We start from the raw sequence: 13,506 nt of genomic DNA, 5'->3' as shown, positions 1-13,506 counted from the left end.
GGCGCGCGCGGATTGGGATATTATCGCAGAGGTTGGCCGCCGCATGGGCTGGCAGGATGCGTTTGACTACGCAAATGAAGCAGATGTGTTTCGCGAATATGCCGCGCTTTCGGGGCAGGCGGCAGAGTTTGGCCGCGATTTTGATATCTCGGGTCTCGCAGCGATTTCTGATGCGGATTATGATGATTTTGCACCGCAGGTCTGGCCGGTGCCCGCAAAAGGCAAAGGCAAGACGCGGTTTTTTGCAGATGGTGGGTTTTTCCATCCCGGTGGCCGCGCCAAGATGCTGGCAATCACCCCGCCGGTTCTGGATGCTCAGGCTGACACCGGGCTGCGGTTTAACACCGGACGGGTGCGTGATCACTGGCACACGATGACCCGCACGGGCCGTGCGCCGCAGCTCGCAAGCCATATGGCGGAACCTTACCTTGAGGTTCACCCGCTGGATGCGGCGCGTCTTGGCCTAGAGGTGGCGGGCCTTGCCAAAGTGAAAAGCGCGCATGGTGAGGTGATTTTGCGGGTGCTGATCACCGATCGGGTGCAGCTGGGGCAGTGTTTTGCGCCGATGCATTGGACCGGTGAAACCGCCAGCGCCGGGCGCATCAATGCGCTGGTGACGGGGGATGTGGATCCGGTTTCGGGCCAGCCCGCGCTAAAGGGGATGACGGTTGCGGTGACGCCCTATGCGGTGGGGTGGTACGGGTTTGCTGCCAGCGTGGTGGACATGGTTCCGGCACGCCCCTATGCGGCGGTTGCACGCAGCAAAACCGGTTGGCGTGCCGAGGTTGCGGGCCATAAGATTCCGCAAGACTGGCAGCAGGAGGCGCGCCAGATCCTGAACCTGCCTGAAGGTGAGTTGAGCATTGTGGAAGACCACGCACGCACCACGGTGCGGGTGGCGATCTATCAGCACGGCAAGCTGGCCGGGGTGTTTTTTGCAGCGCCTGAGCCGGTTGAACTGATGCGCAGCCAGGTGGTGGAGCAGATCGGCAGTGATATTCCGGCCCTCAGGGTGCTGGCGGGGCTTGCGCCCAGCGATCAACCCGCCAAAGGGGCGATTGTCTGCGCCTGTATGGATGTGGGCCGCGACGAGCTGCGCCGGGCCATTGGTGCCGGGGCGGATAGTGTGCCGCGTCTGGTGGAGTGCACCGGGGCGGGCAGCAACTGCGGCTCTTGCCGGCCGGAGCTTGCGGCGCTGGTGGCGGAATTTACAACACAAAAGGTAGCGGCGCAGTGACGGTGATTTCAGATATCAACTTCGGCCCCGAGGGTGGCGCTGAAACCGGGCGGATTTCGCTGGTGGGGGCAGGGCCAGGGGCCGCGGATCTGTTGACCATCCGGGCGTTGCGGGCGCTGCAGTCGGCTGATGTGGTGCTTTATGATCGGCTGATTTCGCCTGAAGTTCTTGAGCTGATCGACCCGCGCGCGGAGCGGCTGTTTGTCGGTAAAGAAGTCGGCGCCTGTGCCTGGCCGCAGCAGGCGATCAACCAGCTGATGGTGGCGCTGGCCCAAAGCGGCAAATATGTGGTGCGGCTGAAAAGCGGTGATCCCAATGTGTTTGGCCGCGCCGATGAAGAACGCGTTGCCGCAGATCATGCCGGGATCCCGATTGAGGTAATTCCCGGCATCACGGCGGCCAGTGCTGCGGCGGCCTCACTTGGGCAGTCGCTGACCAGCCGCGGGGTGAGCGATCGGGTGATTTTTGCCACCGGCACCTGCCGCGAAGGCGATGCGCCGCCCGATATTGCCACGCTGTTGCAGCCGGGCAGCAGTGTTGCGCTTTATATGGCGACAAAGATGGCCGGGGCGCTGCGCGAACAGCTGTTGGCGGCGGGGTTTCCGGCGCAGATGGCGGTTGAGGTTGTGGCCAGTGCGAGCACACCATCCGAGCGGCAGCTGCGCACCACTGTTGGGTGCCTGCCCGAGGCTATGAAAGATGCAGGCATCAGCCATCCGGCGATTATTTTTCTGCGCGCCGCCAAAGAGGTTTCGGGCGCAGAGCTGACAACTGAGACGCGCGGGCTTGCACCCGTTTAAGCGGGGGCAGGATGTTGGTTTGGGCCGCATCACCATAGTTTGAACGATGCGCGATCCTGCCCGGTTGGAGGTTTTGAAGCCAAATATAGCCCCGTGTTAGAGACGAGATAGCCGATTGAGCGACAGCGACATCAACCGGGTGCGTGGGCTGAGCCCCGGCTGTGGTGTGGCGTTGCAATTGACAGGATTTGCTCCCCTTTATAGCCTGCGCGGCATTTATTCCTGCAGATGCATTTGGAGACGACATGGCACAGCCGATCGATTTTTTTGGTTCTTTCTCAGAGATCACATCGGGGCTGGCAGGCCTGGCCATGATGGGGGGCTCTTCGCCGTTCTCGCTGGTGTTTTTTGGCCTGAATTTGGCGGCTTGAATTGGTAAGCTGAAGCTCGCGCGTGATCCAGAGAGAGTGCCGCGATGCCGGTGCCTTTGGCAGGATGTGAACCTAAGGGGTGTTTGCGGTGATGTTTCTGAATGATCCGCAAACCGCTGCGCAAGTGGTGCGCCGCTAAGGCGGACCATAAGGGGGGCAGCTAGAGATCCTGTGCCTCCGGCACTGTTTAGGGCGGCCGCGGTTTTGCCTTGTGGGCGCACATCAAGATCCGTGCTGAGAGGCGCAAAGCGCCTGAGGGCTCCCTGCTGCGGAAGCTGATCCGCAGCAGAGAGTGTCATCCGGTTTAGGCGACAGCGTCGAAGCTGTTGGGATCATGCGCCATATATTGCATGCTGTTGTCTGATGTGGCGAGTTTGAATTCCGAGACAATCGTGCCCAGTTTCACCGCGTCATTGTTCAAGAGCTGACAGGCGGCGGAGACCTCTTCGACCATGGCGGCGTTTTGTTGGGTGACGCGGTCAAGCTGCACCACGCCGGTGTTGATTTCACCAAGACCGATGGATTGTTCCTTGGCCCCTTTGGCAATCTCGGACACCAGCTGCGAGACATGGCTGACCCGTTCCAAGATATTGCGCAGCGCGTCGCCCGCATTGCCGACCAGATCAACGCCGCGGTCAACCTGAACCGAGCTGTTGCCGATCAGGGTTTTGATTTCCATCGCCGCATCTGAAGAGCGCTGCGCCAGGGCGCGCACTTCGGAGGCAACAACCGCAAAGCCCCGGCCTGCTTCGCCTGCGCGCGCCGCCTCAACACCGGCGTTCAGCGCCAGCAGGTTGGTCTGGAACGAGATATCATCAATCACCGAGATGATCTGCGAAATCTGTTTCGAGGAGTTTTCAATCTCGGTCATGGCGGCTACGGCGTTTTGCACCACTTCTTCGCTGGTTTCGGCTTCTTGTTTGGCCTGGGCAGTGATGCGTTCTACGTTGTCGGCACCTTCTGCTGCGGCGCGCACGCTGCTTGTCAGCTCTTCGAGGGCGGCGGCGGTTTCTTCCAGGGTGGCTGCCTGGCTTTCGGTGCGGTGAGACAGATCATCGGAGGATTGGTTGATTTCCGAGGCACCGCCGCGGATGCTTGCGGTGGTGTCGACCACGCGGGCCACGGTTTCGTTCAGGGTTTCAACCGTTTTGTTGAAATCAGACCGCAGCTTTTCGTGTTCGCCGGTAAAGGGCGTGTCGATCTGCTGTGAGAAATCGCCGTTGGACAGGCGCAAGAGGCCCGCGCTGAGGCTTTCCACCACGCGCTGTTGTTCTTGCTGCTGGCCTGCGCGTTCGTTTTCGGCTTTCTGGGCTTTGCGCAGATCGCCCTGCATGGAGACAAGCGTTTTACCGATCATGCCGATTTCATCGCCGCGCTCCGCTTCGGCAACTGTGGTGTCAAGCTTGCCTGAGGAGACCGCCTGCATCACTTCGCAGATGTGGTTGATGGGTTTGGTGATCGAGCGGGCAAAGAGCCAGCCAAGGAACGACATCACCGCGCAGCACAGCAGCGACAGGGCCGCCATGATTTTGGCCTTGCGCAGCACCGGCTGCATCACTTCGCTGGCATCTTGTTCCACAACCAGCGCCCAATTGGCATTCGGGATGTCGAGCGGTTTGGAATAGCTCATCACGCGGGTGTTGCTGGCGCCATCAACATTGCTACTGAAAAGCTCTTTGCCTGCAAGCCCTGCGGTGACCGCTGCCAGTTGGGGCAGCTCGTCGAGCACCTGAAAACGGCCTTCAAAACGGGAGGAAGTGCGGGTTTTCTGATCGTCGCCCACAATATAAAGTTCGACGGTCTTGGCCAGACCTTCGGCGTTATTGGTGATCTTGGTCAGCATGCTCACCGGGATCTGGAAGGCAGCAACCCCGACGCGGGCCCCATCTGCGGTAAAGACCGGCGTGGCAACAAATGCGGCGGCGCTGCTGTTGCTGGAGGAAAAGGGCTCCATATCGGACAGCACGACCTCACCGGTTTTGGCACTGTTGGCGGCCTTGAAGGCACGGGCCAGGCCGGTGTCTTTGTATTTTCCGGTGTTGAGATTGGTGGCGTAGTCGGTTTCTTTGAAGACCGAATAGACAATGTCACCTGCCGGGTTGACCAGGAACGCGTCATAATAGCCTTTGGTTTCGATCACGGTGCGCAACCCGTGGTGATAGCGCGCATGTTCACGATGATACCGCTCTGCTCCCGGGGCGCGTTGCAACAGGTGTTTTTCTCCGGCGGCATTGTTGTTGTTGGTGACATAGGCGCGGGTAAGTGTTGTTGCGGCAGAGCTGCCCAATTCGCGCCATGAGGCATCAAAATCCTGCAGTGCAGCGCCGGTTGAATGCTGGGCCGCGAGGGTGCGCAGGTCGCCTTTGACTGAAAGCATCAGATGTTGGATCGACGTTTTACGGTCTGCTGCCAGCGTTTCCATTTTGCTGTTGAGTGAACTCATCGCAAAACCGTGAAAATTGACGATTGCGATATAGGCCAGCACCAGACTGGTTGCCCCGCAAAAAACGGCAATGAACAACGGGAGTTTCTTGGAGAGCTTGAGCGACCCTTGGCTTAACATGAGCAGACCTTTTCAATCGTATTCGATGAGACTGAACCGCAGGTATTGGTACGGCTGATGGAGCCATAAGCATTTGAGCAAGAGCTTAAAAAATAGGAAATATGAGTATGTTGCAACCAGGAGGGGATTATTCTGAAAATATATATGCCAAAAAGGTGTTTTATGTTCACTTAAGGTGGTGCGATGCACAAAAATACATCGTTTATCGTGAATTCTAGTGATTCGAATATGTTTTTCCCAAGGCCGAGAAAACAGCACTGATCCACCGTTTTATGATGGGTAAAACTTTTTACGATCACGGCCCGCTGAACACTATGCGCGGGGCGTTTCTTCGGGTCTGGCGCTGTGGTGCAGTCCTGCAAATGCTGGGCGAAAAATGCTGGCCTGGAAATCTGAATATTGCTGACTTCAACATGCGCGAATGCTGCGCCGCCGCGATCGATGCAACCGCGGGGGCTGAAAACCCCGGCAGCTGTATCTAGGCCGCTTTGATATTGGGCAGCAGGATCCGCATGCCAAACCTATCCTTGGTTTGGAACGGAAAGACATCACCGCCATGTCTGCGGATGATATTGCGGGCAATGGAAAGGCCAAGCCCAACGCTACCGTCACTCACATCGCGTGAGCTGTCCAGACGGGTGAACGGCGTGAAGACCTCTTCGTACATATCAGGGGGAATGCCGGGCCCGTCATCGCAGATCTCAACTGTGATCTGTTCCGGGGTTGTGGTCAGAGTGATCTGAACCTTGGTGCCATATTTAAGCCCGTTGCCAATGAGATTGCAAAACACACGTTTGATCGACACCGGGTGGCACAGGGCGATCGCCTGTTCCGTGTAGTCGAATGTGACATCTTCGTCTTCTGCGGCGAGTTCTTGCAGCTGATGGGTGAGATCGACGGGGCGCGCGGTTTCTTCCGACGCCTCCTGCGAGGAAAAGGTCAGATAGCTGTCGACCATCACCCGCATTTCTTCGGTGGTTTCGATGATTTCTTCGCGCAGCTTGTCGTTTTCTATGAATTCCGCCCTAAGCCGCAATGAGGTTATGGGCGTGCGCAGATCGTGGTTGATGGCTGCAAGCATTGTGGTGCGGTCGCGGACAAAACGGGTCAGGCGTTCCTGCATGCTGTTGAAGGCATTTGCGGTTCTGGCCACCTCGGCGGGCCCAGAAACCGCAATTGGTCTTGCGGTCTCACCACGACCAAGTTGATCCGCCGCGCTTGAGAGGTCGCGCAAGGGGCGGGTGGTCCTGCGCGCCAGGATGGTGACGCTGCCACCAATGCCCAGCAAAGAGGTCAGAACCGATAGGGCAAAGGGGGCAAGGTAGATACTGACATCAGCATTGGCAAAGGTGCGCACATTCAGCCAACTGCCATCTTCAAGCTTAACCGAGACCGTCCAGATCGGGCATTCTAGCGCCTCAGCGTTTTCAAATTCGGACACGTTGCAGACGTCTGCCGCATCCCCGAACAAGATCCACATGAGGTCGGTGATATTGACTTCGCGCTCTTGTGTGAACACGTTTGGCTGCCCGAAATAGTCCCGTAGGACGTGTGTGTAAGGCGCGTCGGTGAGGGGAAGTACACCCTGCGGCTCGGCTGCGATGCGATAGGTTGTTTCGTCATCGTTTGCCATTTCCAGAATGCGATTGTGCTCAGCGGGGTCGGCGCTGTTTACATAGTCAGCGATGCTCACGATTTTCTGGAAGAAATACCGATCTTCATATTCATCGAATTTCACATCCTCATAGATCATCAAGGCGCCGGTGATCAGGGTCTGGGTCAGAACGGTTGCAATCACTGTTGCAACGATCAGATTGCCCGCAAGGCTGCGCGGCAGCAGTCTCATAGTTTCACCACGTCGCAGGCAAAGGTGTAGCCACCACCCCAGACGGTTTTGATGAACTCTGGCTTTTTCGGATCCTGTTCGATCTTTTTGCGCAGGCGGCTGACCTGATTGTCGATGCTTCGGTCAAAGACAGTGCCACTGCGGCCGCGTACCTGATCAAGCAGCTGATCCCGTGAGAGCACGATGCGGGGATGTTGCAGAAACGTGGCCAGCAGTTTGAATTCAACGCTGCTGAGATCAACCGGCGTTTCGTTTTCGGGGGATCTGGTCAGCTGTCGTTGGCTCATATTCAACTGCCAGGGACCAAATTGCATAAAGCCGACCTCAAGGTCGGAGTATTGCTTTGGCAGGCTGTTCACCCGGCGCAGCACCCCGCGAATGCGCGCCAGCAGCTCGCGCGGGTTGAAAGGTTTGGTGACATAGTCATCCGCGCCCAGCTCCAGCCCGACGATACGGTCGGTTTCATCGGTGACAGCCGTGAGCAGGATCACCGGAATGTCGCGGGTTTCGCGAATGCGGCGGCAGATATCCAACCCGCTTTCACCGGGCATCAAAATATCCAGCACCACCAGATCGATCTGCGCGGTTTTCAGCGCCGCATAGGCCTGGCTGCCATTGCCAGCCGTGCTTGTACGAAAGCCGTTGCGTTTCAGGTAGTCGGCCAGTGGCTCACGGATGTTCTTGTGGTCATCTACAACCAGAATATGCGGTTCCTGCACGGCCAATCGCCTTACTTCTATCTGTTGGATTGCGTCAGAGCCTAGCGCAAAGACAGGGCAAACAGAATTGATGAATTGTCACCAGCTGTGCCAGCCTGCTGTGTTGATATACTTTTTTACAATTTCGTTAATGCTTGGCACAAAGCCGCGACATCAGCTGCCTACCTGCCTGTCTATGGTGGCGCATTGCGCCCTGGCAGATAAAGGACAGAGCATGGGCGGCAGCCCCAAGACCATCAATCCCCGTTTCATAGGTGCCGTTCTGGTTGCGAGCTGCCTGACGGCCTGTAGCGCGCTGGAGCCGGTTGCGCTCCCGTCTGCGCCCGAGGTGCTGAAGGCACCAGAGCAATTTTCCACCCCGGCGCAGGATGACGGGCAGATCACACGCGGTTTGCTGGATCTGTTTGATGACCCAGTGCTGAGGGCGACGGTTATTCAGGCGCAAAGCGACAATCTTGACCTGAAACAATCGGCCAAACGGCTTGAGCTGGCCGGGATCGATCTTGCCACAACAGCGGCCGATGCCTGGCCCCGGCTGTCGGGGGCGGTCAATGCCAATCGCGGCAGTGCGGCGGGGGAAAGCCTTGCGCCAACGCTTGATGTGCAATGGGAGGTCGATCTGTGGGGCCGTCAGGCCGATCGCCGCCGGGTTTCATTTGCCAGCCGTGCAGCAGAGGTGGCGCGTCATCAGGCTTTGCAGGATTCGATTGCAGGGCAATTGATGCAGGCCTGGTTTGATGCGGTGGCCGCCAAACAGCAGCAGCGGCTGGAAGCGCGGCGGGTGAAATTGCTGCGTTCCAGCGCCGAAAACACCCGTGCAAATTACCGTGCGGGTATTGGCACTTTGGATGATCTTTCCGCCATTGAACGTGACGTTGCCCTGTCCCAAGCGGCGTTGGCCCTGCGCGAGGGGCAAACCCATGATGCGGTGCGCCGGGTTGAGCTGTTGTTGGGGCAATATCCAGACAATAGCCTGGAGATCCCCGCCCGTCTGCCGCGTTTGAAATCATCACCCAAGCCCGGACTGCCGCTTGCGGTGATGGTGGCGCGCCCCGATATGAAGGCGGCGTGGCAAGAGGCCGTGGCTGCCAATCGCCGTATTTCTGTCAGCCAAAAAGATCTGTTGCCGCAGATTTCATTGACCGGGCAGTTTGGCAGCGTCAGCAATGATTTCAGCACCTTGAGCCATGGGGCAACGGTCTGGTCGCTGGCTTCTTCGCTGACGGCTCCTATTTTTGAAGCAGGTCGGCGTCGCGCCAATATCGAGGCGTCCAAAAGACGCGCGGATCAGGCCTTGATCACCTATCTGCAAACGGCGCTCATTGCGTTTTCTGAGGTTGAGCGCGCGCTTGATCAGGAACGGATACTGGCCCGGCGCGAAGCCCGGTTGCGCGCGGCGGTAACCCATGCCCGCGCCACAGAGGCGACGTTTGAAACCCGATACCGTGCAGGTCTTTCAACCATTCTTGATCTGTTGAGCGCCCGAAATGCCGTTTTCGACATTCAAAGCCAGCTGTTGGAGGTGCGCAATGCGCGGCTGAAAAACCGCGTCGCCCTTGGCCTGGCATTGGGCAAAGGAGTGTAATCAGATGTTTAAGAACTGGATTGGTGCCGCGGCGCTTCTGGCTGCTGGTGCTTTTGTGCTCTATCGCGCCGATGAAATGCCGCCTGAAACCAAAGTTCAGACTCAGAGTCTATTGAAGGCGGATATCCATATCCTGACGCCCAAATCCCGCCAAGTCACAGTGTCCACATATGGCAAGCTGCGCCCACGATGGCACAGCCGCCTCTCGGCTGAAGTGGGTGGCCGGGTGGTTATGGTCAGCGAGCGTTTGTTGACCGGAGCGCGTTTTCAGCAAGGCGATCTTTTGGCCCAGATCGAAGACAGCAGCTATCGCAGCGCTGCAGCTGCGGCCCGATCAGAGCTGGCAACAGCAGAGCGGACCCTGCTTGAGGAAGAACAGCGCGGCAAGCTGGCGTTGGAAAACTGGCGGGCCTCTGGCCTTGGGGGGGCGGCTTCGGCGTTGACCCTGCGCCAGCCGCAACTGGTAGAAGCGCGCGCAGCGGTTGAGGCCTCGCGCGCGTCGCTGCGGCAGGCAGAGTATGAGCTGGAGCAAACCCGTATAACCGCGCCTTTTGATGGGGTTGTGGCCAGTCGCAGCTTAAACCCGGGCGAGGTGGTGCAGGTTGGATCACAGATCGCCGAGGTGTTTGACACCAGCGTGTTTGAAGTGACCGCGTCTTTAAGCGTGCGCCAATTTGCGCAATTAGGGGCGTCGGTTGGGGCTGAGGCCATTTTGACCAGCGCCGCGGGTGAGGTCTGGCAAGGAGAGGTTGTGCGGGTGGATCCATCGGTGGACAGTAAAAACCGGTGGATCAAGCTGCTGGTCCAGCTGGCTCCGGGGACGCCTGCAATGCCCGGTCAATTCCTGACAATTGAGCTGCAAGGCCGTTGGTATGACGCGCTATATGCGGTGCCGGATGCATTGATCACGCGTCAGGGCAGCATGTGGTATCTGGATGCGAGCGATCAGCTGCAGATGTTCACGGCCGATCCGGTGTTTGCTGAAGATGGTGTTTCGTATTTTGTGGCTGAGGAAGGTTTGCCGCAGCCATTGCGGCTTGCGGTGCCGCGCAGCGCATATTTGAAGGGGGTCAAGGCGCAGGCCAACGTTGTTTCAGGGCCCGCGCTGAATGCGGGTCACGTTGCGGGCAAGCACATGGATCGTGTTGCGGAAGGTGTGTTCCAATGAGCGGGCCTGTTCGCTCTGAGGGATGGATTGGCTGGTTTGCGCGCAACAGCGTGGCGGCCAATCTGTTGATGCTGACCATTCTGGCCATGGGTCTGATCACCGGCATTGGCATGCGCACCGAGACCTTCCCCGCGGATCCGCCGCGCAATGTCACGGTTTCGGTCAGCTTTAATGGCGCATCCCCAGAAGATGCCGAAGAAGGGGCCGCTGTCAAAGTGGAGCAGGCCCTGAACGGTCTGCAGGGGGTCGAAAAGATCATCTCGGCTATCACATCATTATCGGCGGAAATCATCGTGAGAGGCCTGCCAGATTACCCAATGGAACAGCTGAAATCCGACGTCAAAGACCGGGTGGATGCGATTACCAGTTTTCCGGCCCAGATGGAGAGCACCACCATTTCATTGGAGCAGGAAGAGCGGCACGTTCTTTATGTACAACTGTTGGGTGGGCAGGATCATGCGACCTTAAAAGAGGCGGCGTACCGGGTGCGTCAGGCACTGCTCGATCTCCCAACTGTGAGCAAAGTGACCACTGAGGGTAGCCATGCATCCGAGATCACAGTGCAACTTGATGAGGCGCAATTGCGCGCTTTTGGGCTCAGCTTTGAAGAGGTTGCGCAGGCGGTGCAGGGGCAGTCTATCAGCCTGTCGGGCGGCACGTTAGAGGCAGAAAATGGCAGCCTCAGCCTGCAGAGCCGAAACCAAGCCTATTTTGGCCGGGATCTGCTGCAGACCCGCATCCGGGTCGATCCAGATGGAGGGGCGGTGCGGCTGTTGGATGTGGCGCATGTGACGGACGGCTATGCCGAAGGACAGTTGCTGTCGATCTATAACGGTGTGCCTTCGATCCGGCTTGGGGTGCAGTTGCTGGGCAAAGATTCCATCACCCAGACCGCGGATGCGGTGCTGCAAAAACTGGAGGAGCTGCAGGCGGCACCCTGGTTGCCGCAGGATGTGACCTTGCACAGCTGGCAGAACGAGGCCGAGCTGATCCGGGATCGCCTGACGTTGATGTCGCGCAATGCGCTGACGGGGATGGTGCTGGTGTTTGTCATGCTGGCGCTGTTTCTGGATGTACGCGTGGCGTTCTGGGTGGCGGTCGGGATACCGGTGTCGTTTGCCGGAGCGCTGTATGTGATGGGGCCAACTGCGTTTGATTATTCGCTTAACGGGCTGACGACGTTTGGGTTTATCATCACGCTGGGCATTGTGGTGGATGATGCGATTGTGACCGGCGAAAACATCTACGCCCGCAAGCGCGCTGATGGTGGCGGGGTTGAAACCGCAATACGTGGGGCGCTGGAGGTGGCGACGCCTGCGACCTTTGGGGTGCTGACCACTGTTGCGGCCTTTTACCCGCTTGCAACGATATCGGGTGATTTTAGCGGGGCTTTTAAAATGATTGCGGTGGTGGTGATCTGCTGCCTGCTGTTTTCCCTGGTGGAATCGAGATTCATTCTGCCGGCGCATCTGGCGCATCTGGATGTTTCACCACGGCCAAAATCAACGATGTTGGCGCGCCAGTGGCAGTACCTTCAGAGCCAGATTGAATGCGCGATGCAATGGGTTATTCAGCGGCTTTATCTGCCGGTGCTGCGCATCGCTTTGGCGCATCAGCTTCAAGCGGTGATGGTCTTTGTTGCCTGCTTTCTGTTTGCCTTGGGATTGATGGCGCAGGGCATTGTGCGGACAGATTTCTTTCCTGATCAGGATTCGACGCAGGTTCATATGGATGTGACCTTTGACAGCGGTTCATCGCCTGCACGCACCCGCGAGACGGCCACATTTTTTGAAGCCAGCCTGTTGAAGGTGGTTCAAGAACTTGAGGCAGAGCACAGTCTGCAAGAGCCCTTGGTGACAAACTATTATGTGTCGTCAACCCAGGCGGAAAAGCTGATGATCTCAGTTAATATGATTGCCCGTGTGAAACGCCCGTTTGGGTCGCGCGAATTGGTGGAGCGCTGGCGTGCGGCTGCAGGAATGCCAGCTGGCGTGCGCCAGCTACAAGTGTTTTCAGACGATGAAAGTGTTGAGGATCTGCGATTTGGCCTCAGCTCGGCTGATCCGGGTGAAACGACTGCTGCGATGAAAAGCCTGCAGCGCGCGTTGCGCGAAACGGCTGGGATCTATGATATTTTGACCGATCTCGACAATGAAACGCTGGAACTGTCTTTTGAACTCTTGCCAGAAGGCGCCGCGCTTGGCCTGACCAACCGAGAGGTGATTTCCCAGGTGCGCAATGCTGTTTTTGGCTATGAGATACAACGTGTTCAAAGGGGCAGCGAAGAGGTTCAAATCCGCATCCAGTATCCGAAACATCAGCGCGACAGTCTTAGCGATCTGCGCCGAATGCATTTGCGCACGCCCGCCGGGGGCACGGTACCGCTGGATACGGTTGTACGGCTAAAGCAGCGCGAAACATTGCAGGAGTTGAAGCGGATCAACGGCAGCCGCACGCTGGAGATCTCTGCCAAGGTCGATAAGGAGCAGATTTCTGTAAATGATGTGGTTGCGCAGCTGCAATCTAAGGTGTTTGCGCAGCTCAAGCAAAAATACAGTGGTTTGAACGTTTCTGTGTCAGGTGAGGCCGCCCAGGAAGAAGAAGCCACCAGCCAGCTTAGCAACGGGTTTGTTTTGGGACTGCTGCTGATCTACGCGCTTTTGGCGATACCGCTGAAATCTTACAGCCAGCCTTTCATCATTATGCTGGCCATTCCCTTTGGCATCGTGGGCGCGGTCTTGGGCCATCTCATAACCGGGCATGCCGTTTCGCTTTTGTCGTTCTTTGGCATTTTGGCGCTGAGCGGGGTGGTGGTGAATGACTCATTGGTTCTGGTCAGCCGTTACCGGGCTGCGCGCGACGAAGGGCTGGCGCTAAAGGAGGCGTTGCTGGATGCGGGCAGCTCGCGGTTTCGCGCGGTTATGCTGACGTCGGTTACAACATTTGCCGGGTTGCTGCCGCTGGTGACGGAAACCTCAGAGCAGGCACAGATGCTGATCCCGATGGCGGTGTCTTTGGCCTTTGGCGTGTTGTTTGCCACGTTGATCACGCTGATCTTCGTTCCGGTTCTGTTGTGTCTGAGCGCGGGCCTGTTCGGGAACGGGCAGGGCGCGCGGCGTGGCGAGGCGTGACATTTTTATACACTTTGGCCGCATCCAGGGATCTTTGTGGCAAACCCTGTGCGTAAACCTTTGCTCGAAACACCCTGAAGAGGATC

At 57.9% G+C, this 13,506-nt stretch carries 10 protein-coding genes; 7 read left to right on the top strand and 3 right to left on the bottom strand.

Annotated features, from left to right (window positions below):
- From GG681_RS16505 to GG681_RS18045, 3 genes are all read left to right on the top strand, one after another.
- The coding region (locus GG681_RS16505) for a nitrate reductase (protein ID WP_194287215.1) at positions 1–1,237 on the top strand (1,237 nt) is incomplete at its 5' end.
- The gene (cobA, locus tag GG681_RS16500; protein ID WP_328593427.1) at positions 1,234–2,037 is read left to right on the top strand and encodes a uroporphyrinogen-III C-methyltransferase; all 804 of its coding nucleotides are present in this window, start codon (positions 1,234–1,236) and stop codon (positions 2,035–2,037) included. The genes GG681_RS16505 and cobA, both read left to right, overlap by 4 nt.
- 245 nt (positions 2,038–2,282) lie before the next feature.
- Positions 2,283–2,408: a hypothetical protein gene (locus GG681_RS18045; RefSeq protein ID WP_268969015.1), complete on the top strand. Its 126-nt coding sequence runs from the start codon at positions 2,283–2,285 to the stop codon at positions 2,406–2,408.
- A 304-nt stretch (positions 2,409–2,712) separates the two neighbouring features.
- On the opposite strand, the gene GG681_RS16495 is transcribed toward GG681_RS18045, so the two are convergent.
- Positions 2,713–4,971, bottom strand: a complete 2,259-nt coding sequence (locus GG681_RS16495; protein ID WP_153549143.1) for a methyl-accepting chemotaxis protein — start codon at positions 4,969–4,971, stop codon at positions 2,713–2,715.
- A gap of 272 nt (positions 4,972–5,243) precedes the next feature.
- Here GG681_RS16495 and GG681_RS16490 point away from each other — a divergent pair, with 272 nt between their 5' ends.
- The gene (locus tag GG681_RS16490) at positions 5,244–5,453 is read left to right on the top strand and encodes a hypothetical protein (RefSeq protein WP_153549142.1); all 210 of its coding nucleotides are present in this window, start codon (positions 5,244–5,246) and stop codon (positions 5,451–5,453) included.
- Here GG681_RS16490 and GG681_RS16485 read toward each other — a convergent pair.
- Together GG681_RS16485 and GG681_RS16480 are read right to left on the bottom strand one after the other, a co-directional pair.
- Positions 5,450–6,817 carry an ATP-binding protein gene (locus tag GG681_RS16485; RefSeq protein ID WP_153549141.1) on the bottom strand — a complete coding sequence of 456 codons (1,368 nt, stop codon included), beginning with the start codon at positions 6,815–6,817 and terminating at the stop codon, positions 5,450–5,452. The genes GG681_RS16490 and GG681_RS16485 overlap by 4 nt on opposite strands.
- On the bottom strand, positions 6,814–7,536 hold the full coding sequence (locus GG681_RS16480) for a response regulator (protein ID WP_328593426.1): 723 nt from the start codon (positions 7,534–7,536) through the stop codon (positions 6,814–6,816). Before GG681_RS16480 ends, GG681_RS16485 begins: the two co-directional genes overlap by 4 nt.
- Positions 7,537–7,750: 214 nt before the next feature.
- Between GG681_RS16480 and GG681_RS16475 the strand changes: the two genes are divergently transcribed.
- The 3 genes from GG681_RS16475 to GG681_RS16465 are packed head-to-tail and all read left to right on the top strand — an operon-like array spanning position 7,751 to position 13,420.
- A complete protein-coding gene (locus GG681_RS16475; RefSeq protein ID WP_194287214.1) occupies positions 7,751–9,121 on the top strand; it encodes a TolC family protein in 1,371 nt (456 codons plus the stop codon).
- Between the two features lie 4 nt (positions 9,122–9,125).
- Positions 9,126–10,289 carry an efflux RND transporter periplasmic adaptor subunit gene (locus GG681_RS16470; RefSeq protein WP_153549138.1) on the top strand — a complete coding sequence of 388 codons (1,164 nt, stop codon included), beginning with the start codon at positions 9,126–9,128 and terminating at the stop codon, positions 10,287–10,289.
- Complete coding sequence (locus GG681_RS16465) at positions 10,286–13,420, top strand: efflux RND transporter permease subunit (protein WP_153549137.1); 3,135 nt, start codon at positions 10,286–10,288, stop codon at positions 13,418–13,420. The genes GG681_RS16470 and GG681_RS16465 overlap by 4 nt, the downstream gene beginning before the upstream one ends.
- The last annotated feature ends 86 nt before the right edge of the window (positions 13,421–13,506 follow it).

The sequence above is a fragment of the Tritonibacter aquimaris genome (assembly GCF_009617595.1).
Classification (GTDB): domain Bacteria; phylum Pseudomonadota; class Alphaproteobacteria; order Rhodobacterales; family Rhodobacteraceae; genus Epibacterium; species Epibacterium aquimaris.
This window is presented reverse-complemented; position numbering and strand designations above follow the sequence as displayed.